This window comes from Nonomuraea terrae, from assembly GCF_004348995.1.
Classification (GTDB): Bacteria; Actinomycetota; Actinomycetes; order Streptosporangiales; family Streptosporangiaceae; genus Nonomuraea; species Nonomuraea terrae.
Genome location: NZ_SMKQ01000184.1, coordinates 1 through 18,502, shown reverse-complemented (window position 1 = coordinate 18,502; position 18,502 = coordinate 1). Strand labels below are relative to the sequence as shown.

Here is an 18,502-nt window from a genome sequence, read left to right as displayed (position 1 = left end):
ATAAGAGACAGCTGTAGGGGTGGACGCGGTCGCGGCGGGCCCGTGGGGGCTCCTCGTCACGGCTCGCGTCCGACGCGGGCTCCGTGTCCTCTGGAGGAGTACGGCGGTGCCTGGGCCCCGTCCGAGGGGGCCAGACACGGTGATCATCCTCCATGGCACCTCCTTGCCCGCTGTCCTATCACCCCGCGCGACCGCCATCAGGCGAACCGTGATCGGTGTGACGGGTGAGGCGGAATTCAGCGCCCCGGTACGCTCACCCGGCGCTGCGTGTACGCCCCGCGAGCAGGGTGGCGCTCAGCGCGACGGCGGCCATCAACCCCGAGATGATGACGAACCCGGTGTCGATCCGGGCGTGACCGATCACGTTCACCAGCGCTCCCCCGATCCCGATCGCCAGGGCGGAGCCGAGCTGGTCGGACACCGACAGGGCGGCCGAGTTCGCCCCCTGCTCGCTCACCGGTGACTGGTGCATGGCGGTCACGCTGACGGTGGTCATGCCGAAGCCCATGCCGAGTCCGGCGACCATCCACGCGGGCGCGGCGACCCACCCGCTCACCCCCGGCAGCACGGACAGCACGCAGAGCAGGATCGCCACCATGACACAGGCCGCGCCCATCCTGATCCGCTGGTGCGCCTCGCCGGTACGCCGGCTCTGCAGGTACGACCCGGCCGACCAGCCCAGGGCTCCTGCGGTCAGCGCGATGCCCGCGTCCGCGGTGCCGAAGGACTTCACCTCCTGCAGCGCCAGCGGGATGAAGGCGTTCACCCCGAAGAAGGCCGCCGAGAACAGCCCTCGCATGATCACGGTCGTCGGCAGCCCGCGCTCGAACCGCAGCGCGCCAGGGGGCAGCAGCCGGTGGAGCCCGTAGAGCAGGAGCGCCACCCCGGCCGCGGTCTCGACGGCCGCGGTGCCGGTGTGCGTGTGCAGCCGGTCGACGCCGTGCAGCAGCAGCCCGGCCCCGCCGGCGGTGGAGGTGGCGGCCAGCGTCATCGCCACCGGCCGCGAACGCGGCCCGCTCCCCTGCTCCGCGTCGGCCCCCGATCCGATCCGCAGCGCGGGGACGAGCATCGCCAGCGCGGGCACCACCAGCGGGATGATGCCGAAGAAGACGTACCGCCAGCCCCACTGGTCGCCGACGAACCCGGCCACCGCGGGGCCGACCATGGCGGGCACCACCCAGGCCGCGGAGACTGCGGCGAACGCCTTGGGGCGTGCCTCAACCGCGTAGACGCGGGCGATCATCACGTACAGCGCCACGATGGTCGCGCCCGCGCCGAGCCCCTGGACGGCCCGGGCCACCAGGAACAACACCGCGGAGGTCGCGGCCCCGGCCAGCGCCATGCCGGCGACGAACAGCACCACCCCGGCCAGGAACGGCACCGGGTAGCCGCGCCGGTCGGACCAGAGCCCGGCCACCACGTTCATGAACAGGCTGGCGATGAGGAACGCGGAGAAGCTGATCCCGTACAGGTCGAGCGCGTCCAGCTCCTCGGCCACGGCCGGCATCACGACGCCCACCGACATGCCCTCGAAGGCGACCAGGGTGACGACCAGGAGGATGCCCAAGGTGGCGGTACGGTAGCTGGGGGACAGGATGCCGGCGGGCCGGCCGGGAGCATCGAGTGCTTTTGGTGCTGTCACTCGCACATCGTAATTGCCGCAAATCCACCGGCGGAGCCGCCATCGTACGGGTCGGTCAGACGGCCGGGGTGGTGCGGTAGGCCACCCACATCTCGATCATGCGCCGCGCCTGCCCCGCGGTGAACTCCCGCATGCAGCGGTCGTGGGCGTAGTCCATGAAGTTGTGGATCGGGTCGGCGCCGTGGTGCTCGGCGCAGGTGTCCTTGCTCTCCGGGCATCCCTCGGTCGGCCGTGCCTCGGGCGCGGTGTCGTCGATGCCGTCGCCTGGCTCGCGGCAGGCGTTCTCGAACGTGTGGAAGAGCCCGAGCCAGTGCCCGATCTCGTGGACGCCGGTGAAGCCGCGGTTGTAGTTGGTCATCGGGCCGCCGGGCAGGCTGCGCCAGTCGATGACGACGCCGTCGAGCGCCGGGGCGCCGGCGTACCAGTAGGGGTAGGCGGCGAAGCCCAGCATCAGCTGGCTGAGCTGGGCGATGTAGAGGTTGAGCGTGCGGGCCCCGCCGTGGTGCAGCGCGTTCTTCATGGCGCTCTCGTGGCCGACGGGGTCGGCGAACCAGGCGGCGTTGTCCACCACCGCGATCTTGTCGAGACGGAAGCGCACGCCCGTGTCGACACCGCCGAACTCACCGGCGTACGCGGAGTTGAGCACGTCGATCTGGGCCCGCACGCTGTCGTCGGTGACCAGCCGCTCGCCGCGGGTCAGCAGGTGCACCCAGACGGGCACGGTGATCTCGGTGGGCAGCGTGACGCCGGCCAGCAGCTCGCGCAGCTCGGCCTTGACCTTGGCGACGTCCTGCGGCTTGGGCGAGCGCGGTCCGGGGGTCCGTGGCGCGTGGCGCGCGCAACCGGCCGCGAACGCGGCCTCGTGCCGAAGCGGCGGGGTGAACCCGACCGCGAGCAGGCATGCCAACGAGACGGCGGTCGCGCGCCGGACCATGCAATCCCCCCACTACGGTATGAGCCGATGTGGCTACAGACCGTAGTGGAGCGCGTGGGGGTTACCGCTCAGCAACACTCACTGGTCGCCGTCGCCTTCGCCGCCGCCCTGAGGCAGGCCCTCGTAGATCTCCTTGCACTCCGGGCACACCGGGTACTTCTTGGGGTCGCGGCTGGGCACCCAGATTTTGCCGCACAGGGCGCGGATGGGCGTGCCGGTCACCATGCTCTCGGTGATCTTGTGCTTGTCCGCGTAGTGGGCGAACCGCTCGTGATCGCCGTCGCCGTGCGACGTCCGCGGAGTGGTCTCCTGCTCTGGGAGGATCTTCGTGCTCACCCCATCGAGTTTATGCCCCCGCGGCCGGGCCCCGACACGACGACGCGGCCCCCGCCGGCGGGCGGGAGCCGCGTCGTGGCGACGGACGTCAGCCCACGTGGACCGGCACGCCCTCGGTCTTGCGCCCGACCTTGACGAAGAACGTCAGCAGGGCGGTGAGCACCGCGATGGAGGTGCTGACCAGGAAGGCCACATGCATACCGGACATGAACGAGCTGTGCACGGCGTCGGTGATCTGCTGCGGCACACCGGGAGGCGCGGTGCCGAACGCGGCCGCCTTCTCCAGCAGGGTCAGCTGCTCGGGCGGGATCCCCTGGGCCGCCGGGCCGAGGTTGCCGGGCAGCGTGTCGGAGATCTCCGAGGCCATCACGGCGCCCAGGATCGCGGTGCCGAGCGCGCCGCCGACCTGCATGGCCGACTGCTGCAGACCACCCGCGACGCCGCTGAGGTTCACCGGAGCGTTGCCGACGATGATCTCGGTGGCGCCGACGAAGACCGGCGACATGCCGAAGGCCAGCAGCACGAACGGAATGGCGGTCTCGACGAACGAGGCGTCGATGCTGAGCTGGGACATGAGGAACATCGCCAGCGCGGTGATCAGCAGGCCGCCGGCCATCGACAGCTTCGGCCCGATCCGGCCGATCGCCATGCCGGACAGCGGCGAGGCGACGATCATGCCGGCGCTCATCGGCAACATGTAGAGGCCGGCCTCCAGCGGCGACAGCCCGTGCACGCCCTGGAAGAAGAAGCCCAGGAAGAACATCGCGCCGAACATCGCGAACGCGACCATCATCATCAGCAGGGTGCCGATGGAGATCGAGGCGTTCCGGAACAACGACAGCGGCACCAGCGGCTGCTTGGCCGCGGCCTGCCAGAGGACGAACGCCAGGATCAGCACCAGGAAGGCGCCCATGAAGGTCAGCGTCGTGCTGTCGGTCCAGCCCCACTCGGGGGCCTTGATGATCGTCCAGACCAGCGAGAACATCGCGCCGGACAGCAGCACCACACCGAGCCAGTCGATGCGGGCCATGGAGGGCGTGCGGTTCTCCTTGATCAGTAGGACGCCCATGACCAGGGCGATGACGCCGACGGGCGCGTTGATGAAGAAGACCGACTCCCAGCTGACCTTCTCGACCAGCACGCCGCCCACGATCGGTCCTGCGGCACTCGACAGGCCGATGATGGCGCCCCAGGCGCCCATCGCCTGGTGCAGCTTCTCGCCGGGGAACGCGCTGCGCAGCAGGGCCAGGGCGGCGGGCTGCAGCAGCGCGCCGAACAGGCCCTGCAGGACGCGCAGGCCGATCAGCATGCCGATCGGGGTGACGCCGGGAATGACCTCGGCCAGTTCGGCGCTGAGACCGATGCCCACCGAGGAGACGGCGAAGCCGGCCACACCGATGAGAAAGACGCGCTTGTGGCCGAACAGGTCGCCCAGCTTGCCGGCGGTGATCAGGAAGACCGCCAGCGCGAGCAGGTAACCGCTCGTCACCCACTGGAGGTCTGACAGCGAGGCCTTCAGGTCGGCCTGGATCACCGGATTGGCGATGCCGACGACCGTGCCGTCGAGCATCACCATGATGACGCCCAGGCAGACCGCCAGCAGCACCAGCCACGGATTTCCGCTGGTCCCCCCCTTGGCGGCGTCGGGCGATGACGGCGTGCCGACCGCCTCCGCGTGAGCCATGTAAGTCCCCCTTGTTACCCGTAGCACCCCACACCGGGGCACAGCTCTCGTAAGCCCAGGTAATCTATGGCAGCATCTGACATAAGACAACCGGTTTTCAATCGACATCGTATGACTTATGGCACACTATGACAGAATAGTTTCGCAGAGGTGACGGCTATGGGTCTTCGAGAACGCAAGAAGGAGAAGACGCGTCTGGCGATCATCGACGCCGCGCTCGACCTTTTCCTCGAACAAGGATACGAGTCGACCACGGTCGAGCAGATCGCGGGGGTGGTCGACGTCTCCCCACGCACGTTCTTCCGTTACTTCACCAGCAAGGATCATCTGGCGCTGTGGTTCCACGACCACGGCGAGGAGATCATCCTGGAGACGCTCGCGGACCGCCCGCAGGACGAGCCGCCGTTCACCGCGCTCATGCACGCGCTGCGCGCGGTCCTCACCGACGTCGAGTGCTCAACGGGCGAGGACGCCGAACGGTTCCTGAAGCTGCGCCGGCTCCTCGACGCCAACCCCCACCTCATCGGCCGGTCGGTGGCCAGGGGCGCGCAGACCGAGCGCCGCCTGGCCGAGGTGATCGCCGCGCGCCGGGGCGCCGACCCCGACAAGGACCAGCTCACCCACCTCATCGTGGCGTTCGCGATGTCCACCATGCGCGTCGGTTTCGAGTGCCCGCGCCGCGACGGCACGGTGGCCGAGATCGCCGCCCGCATGGCCGAGAGCATCGATCTGGCCGAGCGTTCGCTGCGCCCGGGCTGGGACCTCTAGTTCATCGTCGGGTCGTCCGGGCAGGTCGCCACAAAGGCCAGCTCGCCGCGCTGGCGGCGCAGCACGTGCCGCCACAGTGAGCCGGGGTCGGCGTGGAAGGTGTCACCGACCTCGGAGTCGACGATGTACCAGGCGCCCTCGGCGATCTCGCTCTCCAGCTGCCCTGACGTCCAACCGGCGTAGCCGGCGAAGATGCGCATCTGCGCGATCTCGCCCTGCAGGATCTCGGGGGGCGCGTCGAGGTCGACCGTGCCCAGCCGCGAGACCGCGTCGGTGCCGGCGTGCAACCGGCGCCAGCCGAGCGGCTCCTCCCCGCTCGGGACCGCCGCCAGCGCGAGCGCGCTGTCGGTCTGCACGGGCCCGCCCTCGAAGAGCACCGGAGGCCCGGTCACCAGCGGATCCCATACGGGCAGCACCTGTGTCACCGAGATGTCGCTCGGCCTGTTGAGCACGACGCCCAGAGTGCCGCCGTCGCGGTCGTGTTCGAGAATCAGCACCACGCTACGCCGGAAATTGGGGTCGTCGAGAAGCGGCGTCGCCACCAACAAACCGCCGACGTAGATCGCTTCCGCCATACATCCATCATGAAGGGTAATGGGGGGCACGCGCTCCCCCGGTGGGTCGATGTTACTTTTCGTAGCCGCTTGGGCACCTTAGGTAGCAAAGATCACATCCGGGGGGAGTTCATGCGCATCCGTACCCGCCTCGTCCTGGCCGCACTGCCGCTGGGCGGCGCACTGTTCCTGCCGGCCGCCGCGTGGGCGTGGCCACGGCCCGACGCGGGTGACCCGTTCACGATGACGGTGGACGACGTGGCGTGCCGCACGGGCCGGGCGACCGTCCGGCTGCACAACCAGACCCGCCAGCTCGTCCGGTTCGACCTGCAGGCCGACGGAGAGAGCATGTCGACCGGCTCGATCCCGGCCCGCAGGTCGGTCGTCCGCCACGTCCCCGTCAGGAAGGGCAGCGCCGCCGAGGTGGAGGCGTACTCGGTGGCGGAGGGCGAGCCCGACACGCTGATCGACTCCACCCGCGTCGAGAACGACTGCTCCTGGGGTCGCGGCCGCGACCGCCGCCTGCCCTACACCGGCCTGCCCGCCGACCTCATCGCCAAGCTGGCCACCGCGGGCGGCCTGGTCATCACGGGCGGCATCCTGTGGTGGTACGGCTCGATCTGGCCCCGCTCAACCCCATGACGCTCGACCCTGTGACGCCCAGCCCCGCGACACTCAACCCGGCGACACTCAACCCCGCGACGCTCAACCCTGTGAAACGAACGCCCCGGCTCGGGCGGCGGCCAGCGTGCGCGCCACCGACCGTTCGGCGTCCTCCCGCGTCACCGGCTCCCTGGTGACCACCAGGCGGTAGTAGAGCGGGGCCGAGATCGCCCTGATCACCTCGGCGCCGTCGGTGCCCTCGGGCAGTTCCCCCCGCTTGACGGCCAGGTCGACGGCGTTGGCCCACTCCTCGATCCGGCGGGAGTAGAAGGCCCGCAACCCCTGGGCGGCCTGGTCGTCGCAGGTCGCGGCGGCGATCATCGCCTGCAACGTGGGGCCGAGCCGGCCGTCGTGCAGCGCCTCCAGCACGGAGACGGCGTTGGCCAGCAGGTCGCCCTCCACAGCGCCGGTGTCCGCGTGCGGGACGGACTGGTCGGCCAGGTCGTTCATCAGGTCGACCACCAGCCCGGCCGGGCTCCCCCAGCGCCGGTAGACCGTGGTCTTGCCCACGCCCGCGCGGGCCGCCACCTGGTCCATGGTCAGGCCGTGGAAGCCGTGCTCGACCAACTCGTCCTGGGTCGCCTCCAGCACGGCCGCGCGGACCCGCGCGGTGCGGCCTCCCGGCCGCACGGTTCCCGCCAAACGGGAAGATTGTTCCATTAAGTCTCCTCATCGTGCTACCGTCATGCTCATCTTAACGGAACTTACGTCCCATTAGGGGGATGACATGACCGTACTCGCCGCACGAGCCGAACCCGATCGGATGACGGGCAGGCAACGCCTCGTCCTGACGCTGCTGCTCGGCTCTCAGTTCATGCTGGCCGTGGACTTCTCCATCCTGAACGTGGCCCTGCCCGTGATCGGGGAGGGCCTCGGTTTCGCCCTGGCCGACCTGCAATGGGTGGCCACGGCGTTCGCGCTGGCGGCGGCGGGTTTCACGCTGCTGTTCGGCCGGATCGCCGACCTGTGGGGACGGCGCAGGCTCTTCCTGGTCGGGATGGCGCTGCTGGGGCTCTCCTCGCTCGTGGGAGGGCTCGCGACCTCCCCGGGGGTGTTGCTGGGGGCGAGGGTGGCCCAGGGCCTCGCCACCGCCGTCGTCACGCCTGCCGGGCTCTCGCTGCTGACCACGTCGTTCGCCGAGGGACCGCTGCGAGCTCGGGCACTGGGATTGAACGGGGCGCTGATGTCAGCCGGGTTCACCTCGGGCGCCATTCTAGGGGGACTCCTCACACAGGCGCTGAGCTGGCGGTGGGCGTTCCTGATCAACGTGCCCGTGGCGCTGGCCGTGCTGGTCGCGGCGCCCATGCTGCTGCGGGAGAGCCGCCCGGCCGAGCGGCCGCGGATCGACCTGCCGGGCGCGGCGGCGGTGACGGCCGGCCTGCTCGCCCTGGTCTTCGGCCTGACCAGAATCGGTGAGCACCCTGTCCAGGGCGGCGCGGCCCTCGCGGCGGGTGCGGCGCTGCTGGTGGTGTTCTGGTTCGTGGAACGGCGGTCGGCGGCGCCGCTGGTCCCCGTAGCCATCATGGCCCGGCCGAACGTGAAGTGGGGCAACCTCGCGGGGCTGCTCGCGTTCGCCACCGAGACCTCCCTGGTCTTCGTCCTGACGCTCTACCTGCAGGAGGTGCTCGGCTACTCGGCGCTGGCCACCGGGCTCGCCTTCGGCGTGCTGGGGCTCGGCACCGTGGTGGGCGGCGTGGCCGGGCCGCGCGTGCTCGGCGCGCTCGGCACCGGCAGAGCGCTGGCCGCCGGGTTCGCGGTGCAGGCCGTCGCGACGGCCTCGCTGGCCCTCCTCGGCGCTTCGGCCGGCTGGATCTGGCTGCTGCTCGCGGCCACGTTCGTCGGCGGCGTGGGCAACATGGTGGCCATCGTCGCCTTCATGGTGACGGCCACCTCCGGGCTGCCCGACTCCGAGCAGGGGCTGGCCACCGGCCTGGCGACGATGACCCAGCAGGTCGGCATCACCATGGGCATCCCGATCATGAGCGCGATCGCCACGGCCGCCATGGGGACGGTGCTCCAGGGCGTGATCGTGGCGGTGCTGGCGAACGCCGCGCTCGCGTTCGCCGGAATGATGCGGCCCCGTTCGGCAATACCGAACTGACCTGCGCTAGGGTGCGGGGCGTGGGAGAGACGATTCAGTCGGTCGAGCGGGCGGCCGCCATCCTGCGGCTGCTCGCCTCCGGCCCCCGCCAGCTGGGGGTGGCCGAGCTGGCCAGGGGGCTGGGCCTGCCGAAGGGCACGCTGCACGGCATCCTGCGCACGCTCGTCCACGTCGGTTTCGTCGAGCAGGACCCGGCCACGGGGAAGTACCGCCTCGGCGCCACGCTGCTCCACCTGGGCAGCAGCTATCTCGACGTCAACGAGCTGCGCACCCGCTCGATCAACTGGGCCGACGCGCTGGCCGGGCGCAGCAGGGAGAGCGCCTGGATCGGCACCCTGCACGAGGGCCACGTCCTGGTGATCCACCACGTCTTCCGCCCGGACGACAGCATGCAGACGCTGCAGGTGGGCACGTATCTGCCAACGCACGCCAGCGCGCTGGGCAAGGTCCTGCTGGCCCACGACCCGTATGCCGAGCCGGCCGAGCCGCCCCTGCGACCGCACACCAAACACACGATCATCGACCCCGGGGCGCTGGAAGAGGAGCTCGACCGGGTCAGGACGCGCGGCTGGGCGGCCGAGATGGAGGAGCTCGTGGACGGAGAGGTGGCCATCGCAGCCCCGATCAAGGACCGGCGCGGCGTCGTCGTGGGCGCCATCGGCATCCGCGGCGCGGTGGAGCGCCTGGCCACCGACGGGGCCCTGCACATGGAGTACGTCTCGTACGTACGCGACGCCGCCCGCGCCATCACCCGTGACCTGGCGAGATGACCCCTTGAAGACCCTACGGCGCACCGAATACGATTCGTTCGGCATTGTCGAACCATGAGCCTTGCGAGGAACCCAGTGCCCCGACCGCACTACGTCGCAGCCATCGACCAGGGCACCACGTCCAGCCGGTGCATCCTCTTCGACGAGGGCGGCAACATCGTCTCCGTCGCCCAGCGCGAACACCGCCAGATCTTCCCCAAGCCCGGCTGGGTCGAGCACGACGCCGAGGAGATCTGGCAGAACGTGCGCGGTGTCATGAGCGAGGCCGTGACCGGCGCCGGCATCGAGGACGGCCAGGTCGCCGCACTGGGCATCACCAACCAGCGCGAGACCACCGTGCTGTGGGACCGCGCCACCGGCCGCCCGGTCTGCCCCGCGGTCGTCTGGCAGGACACCCGCACCGACGCGCTCACCAAGGCGCTGGCCGAGCACGAGAGCCTGTTCAGGGAGAAGGCCGGGCTGCCGCTGACGACGTACTTCTCCGGCCCCAAGATCCGCTGGCTGCTCGACGCGTACGGGCTGCGCGAGCGGGCCGAGCGCGGCGAGGTGCTGTTCGGCACGATGGACAGCTGGCTGCTGTGGAACCTCACCGGCCGCCACGTCACCGACGTGACCAACGCCAGCCGGACGACGCTCATGAACATCCACACCCTGGCCTGGGACGACGAGCTGCTCGACGCGGTGGGCGTGCCGCGCGCGATGCTGCCGGAGATCCGCCCGTCCGCCGAGGTCTACGGCCACACCGCCGAGGGTGTCCCGGTGGCCTCGGCCCTCGGCGACCAGCAGGCGGCGCTGTTCGGGCAGACCTGCTTCGAGCCCGGCGAGACCAAGAGCACCTACGGCTCGGGCAGTTTCCTGGTCATGAACACCGGGCACGAGCCGGTCGCCTCCAAGCACGGCCTGCTGACCACGGTCGGTTACCAGATCGGCGACGGCCCCGCCACGTACGCGCTGGAGGGCGCCATCGCGGTCGCCGGCTCCCTGGTGCAGTGGCTGCGCGACAACATGGGCCTGATCTCCAGCGCGGCCGAGATCGAGACGCTGGCCAAGACGGTCGACGACAACGGCGGCTGCTACTTCGTGCCGGCCTTCTCCGGGCTGTTCGCACCGCACTGGCGCTCCGACGCGCGCGGCGTGATCGCGGGGCTGACCGGGTTCGTCACCAAGGGTCACGTGGCGCGGGCCGTGCTGGAGGCCACCGCCTGGCAGACCCGCGAGGTCGTGGATGCCATGAACGCCGACTCCGGCCTCGACCTGACCACGCTGCGCGCCGACGGCGGCATGACCGCCAACAACCTGCTCATGCAGACGCTCTCCGACGTGCTGGCCGTGCCGGTGATCCGGCCGATGGTCTCCGAGACCACCGCGCTCGGCGCCGCGTACGCCGCGGGCCTGGCCACCGGCTACTGGCCCGACCTCGACAGCCTGCGCGCCAACTGGCACAAGGCCGCCGAGTGGCAGCCGGCCATCGACGAGGCCGCGCGTGAGCACGAATACCGTAATTGGAAGAAGGCCGTGGCCCGCACCCTTGACTGGGTCGAGCAGTAGGAGCAGCGCAATGACGATAGCGATCGGCTCCTCCAGAGCCGAAACCCGGGAGGAGCTCTCCACCACCGCCTTCGACCTGCTGGTCATCGGCGGCGGCATTCTCGGCACCTCGGTGACGTGGATGGCAGCGCAGGCCGGGCTGCGGGTGGCCATGGTGGACGCGGGCGACTTCGCCGGCGCCACCTCCAGCGCCTCGTCCAAGCTCGTCCACGGCGGCCTGCGCTACCTGCAGACCGGCAACGTCAAGCTGGTGGCCGAGAACCATCGCGAGCGGCGCGCCCTGGCCGCCGACATCGCACCCCATCTGGTCAAGCCGCTGACCTTCCTGGTCCCGATCTACAAGGGCGGGCCGCACGGCGCCGCCAAGCTGGGCGCGGGCGTGTTCCTCTACTCCGCGCTGTCGGTCTTCGGCGACGGCATGGGCAAGGTCATCACGCCGCACCAGGCGCTGGCCAAGGTGCCGGCGCTGCGCCCGGAGGGGCTGCGGGCCGCCGCCGTCTACGGCGACCACCAGATGAACGACAGCCGCGTCGCCGTCATGACCGTACGCGCGGCCGTGGACGCGGGCGCGACCGTGCTCAACCACGCCGAGGTCGTCGGGCTGCGCAAGACGTCCGGCACCGTGACGGGCGCCGAGCTGCGCGACCGGCTCGACGGCACCGAGTTCGGCGTCTCGGCCCGCCTGGTGCTGAACGCCACCGGCCCCTGGGTCGACCACCTGCGCCGCATGGAGGACCCGGACGCCGCGCCCAGCATCCGGCTGTCCAAGGGCGCCCACCTGGTGCTGCGCCGGCACGAGCCGTGGAAGGCGGCCCTGACCACGCCGATCGACAAGTACCGCGTGTCGTTCGCCATCCCGTGGGAGGACCACCTGCTGCTCGGCACCACCGACGAGGCGTACGAGGGCGACCCGGCCGCGGTGAGCCCCACCGAGGCCGACATCGCCCAGATCCTCGACGAGGCCGGCCACGCCGTCCGCGACGAGCAGCTCAGGCGCGAGGACATCACGTACGCCTTCGCCGGCCTGCGGGTGCTGCCCGGCGGGCCCGGGGACGTCGCCGCGGCCAAGCGGGAGACGGTCGTGACGCGGGGCTCGGGCGGCATGTTGTCGGTCGCCGGCGGGAAGTGGACGACCTACCGTCACATCGGCAAGCACGTCTTCGACACTCTCGCCCGCCTGCCCGGGCGGCCGCTCGGCGACGAGATCGCCGACATCCTGCCCGTCGTGCCGCTGCCCGGCCTGGCCAGCCCCGAGGCGGTCGCCATGCGGCTGTGGACCGATCGCGAGCGCAGCGCCCGCATGGACCCGCTGGTGGCCCGCCACCTCGCCACCCACTACGGGTCGATCGCGTTCGACCTGGCCCGGCTCATCAGGGAGGACCCGGCGCTCGGCGAACGCATCCACCCCGAAGGCCCCGACATCTGGGCCCAGGCCGTCTACGCCCGCGACCACGAGTGGGCCGCCACCGTCGACGACGTCGTACGCCGCCGCACGACCCTCACCGTACGCGGGCTCGACACGCCGGAGGTGCGGGCGCGCATCGCGGCGCTGCTCGGCACCGGCTGAAAGGTGCCCCCTGCCCTTCGCGGGGAAGGGGGCACACATGCGCACTCCCATCAACGAAGCCCTCATCAGGCACTTCACCGACCTGCGCGACGGCAACCACGGCACTGCCGTCACCCGCGAGGACAAGGAACGCGTGTTCGAGCGGGCCGTGGAGCTGATCGACCCGGTGGCGCGCAGGGCACTCGACGAGGCCAACGCCGACCTGCTGCTCGGCACCGGGGAGGTGGTGGCCAGCGGGATCACCCGCTCACAGGAGGGCGGGCTGAACGCGATGTGGTCGCTGACCTGGCCGGAGCAGCGCAGCAGCGGCGAGCAGCCGATCGCGGTGGTCGCCCACTTCGGCCGCGACTTCCACCATCCGCACCTGCGCGGCAACACGGTGGGCGACTGGCCGCTGAACGTCTTCGACGAGTCGGACGCGGCCGGCCAGCTGGACACCATGCGCACGATCGCCGCCGCCGACGCCCACAACCTGGTCTTCCAGGAGAGCTACCGCCTCATGCCCGCCATCACCGCCGCCGCACCCCGGTGACCCGGCGATGGACCACCCAGGTGGTCCACGTCGCGGCGTCGCGGCGGCCCGCCGGGTGCGGGTCAGCGGGCGTCTTCCTGGAGGCCCTCGGCCATGTGCGGCGGGTGGTGTGACGTCGGCTCCGCCGTGACGGATGACATGGGTTCTACGCTTCGGTGAAGCCCCGCGCGCGCCCGCCGGCGGACTCGCGGACGGCGGCGGCGACGGCGGTCGCCACGTCGGGGTGGAAGACGCTCGGGATGATGTAGTTGGGGCCGAGCTCCTCGGGCGTGACCACGGCGGCCAGCGCCCCGGCGGCGGCCAGCAGCATCTCCTCGGTCACCCCGCCCGCCTGCGCGTCGAGCAGCCCCCGGAACACCCCCGGGAACGCCAGCACGTTGTTGATCTGGTTGGGGAAGTCGGAGCGGCCCGTCGCCACCACCGCGGCGTGCTCGCGGGCGTCGTCGGGCGACACCTCCGGCTCGGGGTTGGCCAGCGCGAACACCACCGGGTCCTTGGCCATCGTGGCGATGTCGTCGCCGGTCAGGATGCCGGGCGCGGAGACCCCCACGAAGACGTCGGCGCCCTTGACCGCCCCGCGCAGGTCGCCGGAGTAGCCCTCTTCGTTGGTGTGCTCGGCGATCCAGCGCAGCGAGTCGTCGAGATCGTCGCGGCCCTTGTGGACGGCGCCGAGGTAGTCGCAGACGATGACGTTGCGGGCCCCGGCGGCCAGCAGCAGGCGCAGCACGGCGTTGCCCGCCGCCCCCGCGCCGGCCATGGTGATCTTGACCGTCTCGATGTTCTTGTTCACCACGCGCAGCGCGTTGGTGAGCGCGGCGAGCACGCAGATGGCGGTGCCGTGCTGGTCGTCGTGGAAGACCGGGATGTCGAGCAGCTCGCGCAGCCGCCGCTCCACCTCGAAGCAGCGCGGCGCGCCGATGTCCTCCAGGTTGATGCCGCCGAAGCCGGGGGCGATCACCTGCACGGTGCGGACGATCTCGTCGACGTCCTGCGTGTCGAGGCAGATCGGCCAGGCGTCGATGCCGGCGAACCGTTTGAACAGCGCCGCCTTGCCCTCCATGACCGGCAGCGCAGCCTCCGGGCCGATGTTGCCCAGCCCCAGCACGGCCGAGCCGTCGGTGACGACCGCGACGGTGTTGCGCTTGATGGTCAGGCGACGCGCGTCCTCCTTGTTGCGGGCGATCGCCATGGACACCCGCGCGACGCCGGGGGTGTAGGCCATGGACAGCTCGTCGCGGTTGCGCAGCGGCACCTTCGACTTCATCTCGATCTTGCCGCCGAGGTGCATGAGGAACGTGCGGTCGGAGACCTTGTGGATGACGACGCCCTCGACGGCCTCGAGCTGGTCGACGATGGCCTGGGCGTGGTCGGTGTCGCGCGCGGCACAGGTCACGTCGATGCGGAGCTTCTCATGGCCCGCGTTGGTGACGTCGAGGGCGGTTACGACGCCCCCGGCCGACTCAACGGCGTGGGTGAGCTGGCTGACGGCCTTGCCGCCGGCCGGCACCTCGAGACGCACGGTGATGGAGTACGACACACTTGGGACGGTCGCCACGTCAATCGCTCCTTCGGGACTGACCAAGAAGTCCTCCCATCGTAGGGGGCATTCGGTCAATCCAGTGCCGCGGAGGCCCTGACGATGAGCTCCACACAGGCGGGAACGGGAATCGTGGTGCTGTCGACGACCAGGTGGTACTGGTGGGGATCGGCCGGATCGGCCTTGTAGAAGGTGCGCACGTACGCGATACGGGCCTGGTCGTTCTCATTGATGATCTTGCGGGCCTCGCGCTCGCCGATCCCGCCCAGCGTGGCCGTCTGCCGTACGCGGCGCTCGATCGGCGCGTCGAGCCTGACGTGCAGCGCGCCGGGAAGGCCGGCCAGCACCACCGCCCCCGCCCGGCCCAGGAACACGCCGCCCCGCTCGTGGGCCGTCTCCAGGAGGATGCGCTCGGTACGGCGCACGAACTCCTCGGCCGGCAGCGGCATCGCGCCGGGGACGTACATGTCGACGCCGCCGAACGTGACCGTCGGCAGCCGCATGGCCCCCGACAGCAGCCGGCCGAGACCGCGCTCGGCGCGGTCGTCGTGGACCAGCGCCTCCTCCAGGGTGCAGCCGAGCTCGCGGGCCACGGCGCTGGGGATGGCGCGGTCGACGAAGGGCACGCCGAGCCGCTCGGCGACGGCCGGGCCTATCTGGCTGCCGGCCGTGCCGTATGTCGCCGATATCGTGACGACCCGCACACCTTCAGGCTAGAACAGAGCGCTCGCCAAGGCTCTGCGCGCTTTGGCCAAAGATGGGTCTTCTGCGGGCAATGTGTCGAAAAGCCCGAGCAGGTGACGCCTGGCCCGGTCGCGGTCGTCGCCGGACGTGCGCTTGACCACCGCGATGACCCGGTTGAACGCCTCGTCGACCGAGCCGGACAACATCTCCAGGTCGGCGGCCAGCAGCTGGGCGTCGAGGTCGGCCGGATCCTGCGCCCGCCGCTGCACCTCGGCCGGGTCGGCCTCGGCCGTGCGGCGCATCAGATTGACGCCGGCCAGGCCCATCTTGGCGTCCTCGTTGCCGGGGGCGCGGGCCAGCAGCCGCTCGTAGGCCTCGGCCGCCGCGTCGAGGTCGCCGTTGTCGATGGCCTGCTCGGCGGCCACCAGGTCGGGGTCGGCGGGCGGCCCCGCGGGGGCCTCCTGCTCACCGGCCTCCGGCGGCCGGGCGCCGGGGTTGGCCTGGTAGAACTGCTCGACCGCGGCCAGCAGCTCGTCGAGCCAGCGGCTCACCTCCTGCTCGGGCAGCACCTGCTGGAAGCCGGTGACGGCCTGGCCCTGGAAGATCGCCAGCACGGTCGGCACGGCCTGCACGCGCAGCGCCTGGGCGATCTGCGGGCTGCCGTCGACGTTGATCTTGGCCAGCACGACCCGGCCGCCGAGGTCGCCGACCACCTTCTCCAGCACCGGGCTGAGCTGGGCGCTGCCCGGCGCCCGGGGCGACCAGAGGTCGAGGACGACCGGCACGGTCATGGACCGGTCGATGACGTCGGTCGTGAACGTCTCCTCGGTCACGTCGATGATCGAGGCCGACGAGGCCGCCTGGGGACCTGCCGCCTCCCGCCGGGCCTGCGCCTCCAGTGTCTGCTTGCGCGCGCCCAGATCTATCGCTCCGTAGAGCGACCCGGGCCTAGAGAAGTCCGCCATGCTCTTCATCTTGCCGCATGGCCGGGGTGGAGAAGTCACCCGCCGCCACCCGCAGCGTGCGCAACTGGTCGAACATCCGATGGAGTTCGTCCTCGGCGTACATCCCCAGGCCGAAGTCGGCCGCCATCAGGTCGGCCGTGGCGCGGCGCACCACGTCGCGGCCCGCCTCGGTGATCTCCGCGAGCACCCCGCGGCCGTCGCGCGGATTGGGCAGCCGGCGGACGAACCCGGACTTCTCCAGCCTGTCCACCGTGTTCGTGACACTCGTGGGGTGGACCATGAGCCGTTCGCCGATCTTCGACAGCGGCAGCGCGCCCTTTTTGCTGAACGTCAACAGCACCAGCGCCTCGTATCGGGCGAAGGTCAAGTCGTATGGCTTCAGGAGCGAGTCAAGTTGCGACAGCAGGATCTGATGCGCTCTCATGATCGAGGTAACGGCGGCCATTGCGGACGACGGCCCGAAGTGGGCGCGCCAGCTCTCCGCGGCGCGGTCGATCGGGTCGAACGGCAGGTTGAGCGGCTTGGGCTGCGACACAGCGCTACGGTAGCGCGCCGGTCGTCCCGGTTCGTCTGGTTACTCTCAGCAACAGACTTCACCGGCTGACCAAGAATACGGACATCAATCATCACGCTCAGTTATGGTTCTCGTACGTATGGTGACGCGGACGCCAAGTCTTCCGGCCGCGGGGACCCGGCCCAGGACTCTTCGCTTCCGCATTGCCGAGGGGCACGGGGGTGCTTGATGAACTTCAACGGGAAAAAGAGTGCGTGAGCACGCGGGCGTTTCACGAGAGGAGCTGAAGCACAGCGCGGCGGTGACAGTGGCCGTGCTGCTCGCTGTCGGCCTGGTCGCGGCGTGGAACGTCCTGATACCGGGCGTGGACGCCTGGGAGAACATCGTGGCCGCGGTCATCGGTTCGCTCCGGCTGACCGGGCCCGTGGCCGCCGCCTTCGCCGCCTGGGTGGCGCTGCGCAAGCGCCGGGCGTTGCGCGGCCGGTCGCTGACGACGTGGCGGGCGCTCAAGGCGCCGCTGGCGATCGTGGTGGTGGTGCTGGGGTCGTTCGGGGCCACGGTGCTGGTGCTGGCGGTCAAGACGGTGCTGACCGACCAGGCGGGCCGGCTGAGCCTGTCGGCGCTCGGCATGGGCATGGCAGGGCTGGCGCTCTACTCGGTGATCGGGTGGGTGGCCGGCTGGGTGCTGCCGAAACCGTACACGCCGGCGATCGCCGGGCTGGCCTGTTATGTGGTGTTCTCGTGGCTGGCCGACGACCGCGGGTGGGCCGACAAGCTGGCGCCCGGCACGGGTGAGCCGTACGACCTGTTCCAGGGGCTGAGCGGGGCGCCGTTCTTCGACCAGACGATCTGGCTGCTCGGCATCACGGCGGCGCTGCTGCTCGGCTGGGCGGCGCTGGTGACGCGGCAGGCCACGGTGCTGGCGTGCGCGCTGCTGGGCGTGCTGTGCGCCGGGATGGGCGTCACCAGGGTGCTGGCCGAGCCGAAGCCGGCCGCGGCCATGGACATCTCCCACAGCTGCCACGAATGGCCGATCACGGTGTGCGTGCATCCCGGGATGCGGGCGGGGCTGACCGAGCTGGGCGCGGCGTTCACGCAGATCGCCTCCCGGCTGGCGGGCACGCCCGCCGCGTTCACGCTGGTGGAGCAGCGACCGCTCGACGAGGAGCTGAAGCCGTCGTACGGCCTCGCGCCGGTGCACATTCCCGACCTCTCCCCTGGCTTCGCGGAGGAGGCGGCGTACGAGTACGTCGAGTCGCTGGCCCCCCGTTGCAACGACGCGGTCGCCGAGGGCTACCGGGGGATCGTGGTGGCCTGGCTGCGCGGCGAGCCCCTGCCGGGGGCGCCGCTGCCGGAGCACCAGTACGCGACCGCGTGGTTCTCGTCCCTCAGCGAGTACCAGCGGCGCGAGTGGCTGCGCATGTTCTACAGCGACTTCCAGGGCTGCCGGCTGTCGAGCACCCACTTCGGCGGCGGGCCGGCGCAGGCGCCGCAGGTGGCGCCGCCCGTCTCGCGGCCGACCTCCGGCACGAGCCACGTCTACCCGGTCTACCCGGAGCCGGTCCCCACGCCGTCCGCCGCTCCGGCCCCGGCCGTCCCGGCCACGCCGGACGCCACCGCCGCGCCGGACGCCTCCGCGACTCCGGGCCCTCAGGGCACGCCGTCTCCCGGCACGCCACCGCCCGGCGGGGTCCCCGCCACCC

The 18,502-nt window shown here is 71.0% G+C and carries 18 protein-coding genes; 8 read left to right on the top strand and 10 right to left on the bottom strand.

The genetic code is table 11. The annotated features are described in order from the left end of the window. Window positions 1-253 precede the first annotated feature (253 nt). From E1286_RS36920 to E1286_RS36905, 4 genes are all read right to left on the bottom strand, one after another. On the bottom strand, window positions 254-1,642 hold the full coding sequence (locus E1286_RS36920; RefSeq protein WP_246075490.1) for an MFS transporter: 1,389 nt from the start codon (window positions 1,640-1,642) through the stop codon (window positions 254-256). Between the two features lie 55 nt (window positions 1,643-1,697). After that, entirely contained in the window at window positions 1,698-2,576 is an 879-nt protein-coding gene (locus E1286_RS36915) for a zinc metalloprotease (RefSeq protein WP_132620195.1), read from the bottom strand. Window positions 2,577-2,654: 78 nt separating this feature from the next. Next, window positions 2,655-2,912, bottom strand: coding sequence for a DUF3039 domain-containing protein (locus E1286_RS36910; protein WP_132620193.1), 258 nt, complete (start codon window positions 2,910-2,912; stop codon window positions 2,655-2,657). Between the two features lie 88 nt (window positions 2,913-3,000). Next, window positions 3,001-4,596, bottom strand: coding sequence for a DHA2 family efflux MFS transporter permease subunit (locus tag E1286_RS36905; protein WP_132620191.1), 1,596 nt, complete (start codon window positions 4,594-4,596; stop codon window positions 3,001-3,003). Between the two features lie 159 nt (window positions 4,597-4,755). On the opposite strand from E1286_RS36905, the gene E1286_RS36900 reads away from it, so the two are divergent. Further along, window positions 4,756-5,364 carry a TetR/AcrR family transcriptional regulator gene (locus E1286_RS36900; RefSeq protein ID WP_132620189.1) on the top strand — a complete coding sequence of 203 codons (609 nt, stop codon included), beginning with the start codon at window positions 4,756-4,758 and terminating at the stop codon, window positions 5,362-5,364. Here the strand turns inward: E1286_RS36900 and E1286_RS36895 are convergent. After that, window positions 5,361-5,939 (bottom strand): YqgE/AlgH family protein, encoded by a 579-nt coding sequence (locus E1286_RS36895; RefSeq protein ID WP_132620187.1) that lies wholly within the window; start codon window positions 5,937-5,939, stop codon window positions 5,361-5,363. The genes E1286_RS36900 and E1286_RS36895 overlap by 4 nt on opposite strands. 111 nt (window positions 5,940-6,050) lie before the next feature. Between E1286_RS36895 and E1286_RS36890 the strand changes: the two genes are divergently transcribed. Continuing rightward, window positions 6,051-6,560, top strand: a complete 510-nt coding sequence (locus tag E1286_RS36890; protein ID WP_132620185.1) for a hypothetical protein — start codon at window positions 6,051-6,053, stop codon at window positions 6,558-6,560. 63 nt (window positions 6,561-6,623) lie between these two features. On the opposite strand, the gene E1286_RS36885 is transcribed toward E1286_RS36890, so the two are convergent. Then, window positions 6,624-7,241 (bottom strand): TetR/AcrR family transcriptional regulator, encoded by a 618-nt coding sequence (locus E1286_RS36885; RefSeq protein ID WP_132620183.1) that lies wholly within the window; start codon window positions 7,239-7,241, stop codon window positions 6,624-6,626. A gap of 67 nt (window positions 7,242-7,308) precedes the next feature. Here E1286_RS36885 and E1286_RS36880 point away from each other — a divergent pair, with 67 nt between their 5' ends. From E1286_RS36880 to E1286_RS36860, 5 genes are read left to right on the top strand one after another with little or no spacing between them, the layout of a single operon-like run. Then, on the top strand, window positions 7,309-8,682 hold the full coding sequence (locus E1286_RS36880; RefSeq protein WP_132620181.1) for an MFS transporter: 1,374 nt from the start codon (window positions 7,309-7,311) through the stop codon (window positions 8,680-8,682). 20 nt (window positions 8,683-8,702) lie between these two features. Continuing rightward, complete coding sequence (locus tag E1286_RS36875; RefSeq protein WP_132620179.1) at window positions 8,703-9,452, top strand: IclR family transcriptional regulator; 750 nt, start codon at window positions 8,703-8,705, stop codon at window positions 9,450-9,452. Window positions 9,453-9,506: 54 nt separating this feature from the next. Next, a complete protein-coding gene (glpK, locus tag E1286_RS36870) occupies window positions 9,507-11,000 on the top strand; it encodes a glycerol kinase GlpK (RefSeq protein WP_132620177.1) in 1,494 nt (497 codons plus the stop codon). Window positions 11,001-11,010: 10 nt separating this feature from the next. Beyond that, complete coding sequence (locus E1286_RS36865; RefSeq protein WP_132620175.1) at window positions 11,011-12,567, top strand: glycerol-3-phosphate dehydrogenase/oxidase; 1,557 nt, start codon at window positions 11,011-11,013, stop codon at window positions 12,565-12,567. A 37-nt stretch (window positions 12,568-12,604) separates the two neighbouring features. Further along, a complete protein-coding gene (locus E1286_RS36860; RefSeq protein WP_132620173.1) occupies window positions 12,605-13,099 on the top strand; it encodes a hypothetical protein in 495 nt (164 codons plus the stop codon). Between the two features lie 145 nt (window positions 13,100-13,244). Here the strand turns inward: E1286_RS36860 and E1286_RS36855 are convergent, their stop codons facing one another. The 4 genes from E1286_RS36855 to E1286_RS36840 are packed head-to-tail and all read right to left on the bottom strand — an operon-like array spanning window position 13,245 to window position 16,820. Then, complete coding sequence (locus E1286_RS36855) at window positions 13,245-14,654, bottom strand: NAD-dependent malic enzyme (RefSeq protein ID WP_132620171.1); 1,410 nt, start codon at window positions 14,652-14,654, stop codon at window positions 13,245-13,247. Window positions 14,655-14,710: 56 nt separating this feature from the next. Further along, entirely contained in the window at window positions 14,711-15,340 is a 630-nt protein-coding gene (locus E1286_RS36850) for a cytidylate kinase-like family protein (RefSeq protein ID WP_132620169.1), read from the bottom strand. Window positions 15,341-15,349: 9 nt separating this feature from the next. Beyond that, a complete protein-coding gene (locus tag E1286_RS36845; protein WP_132620167.1) occupies window positions 15,350-16,285 on the bottom strand; it encodes a tetratricopeptide repeat protein in 936 nt (311 codons plus the stop codon). Then, on the bottom strand, window positions 16,269-16,820 hold the full coding sequence (locus E1286_RS36840; protein ID WP_111182887.1) for a MarR family winged helix-turn-helix transcriptional regulator: 552 nt from the start codon (window positions 16,818-16,820) through the stop codon (window positions 16,269-16,271). Before E1286_RS36840 ends, E1286_RS36845 begins: the two co-directional genes overlap by 17 nt. Window positions 16,821-17,049: 229 nt before the next feature. Between E1286_RS36840 and E1286_RS36835 the strand changes: the two genes are divergently transcribed. After that, the coding region (locus E1286_RS36835; protein ID WP_132620165.1) for a hypothetical protein at window positions 17,050-18,502 on the top strand (1,453 nt) is incomplete at its 3' end.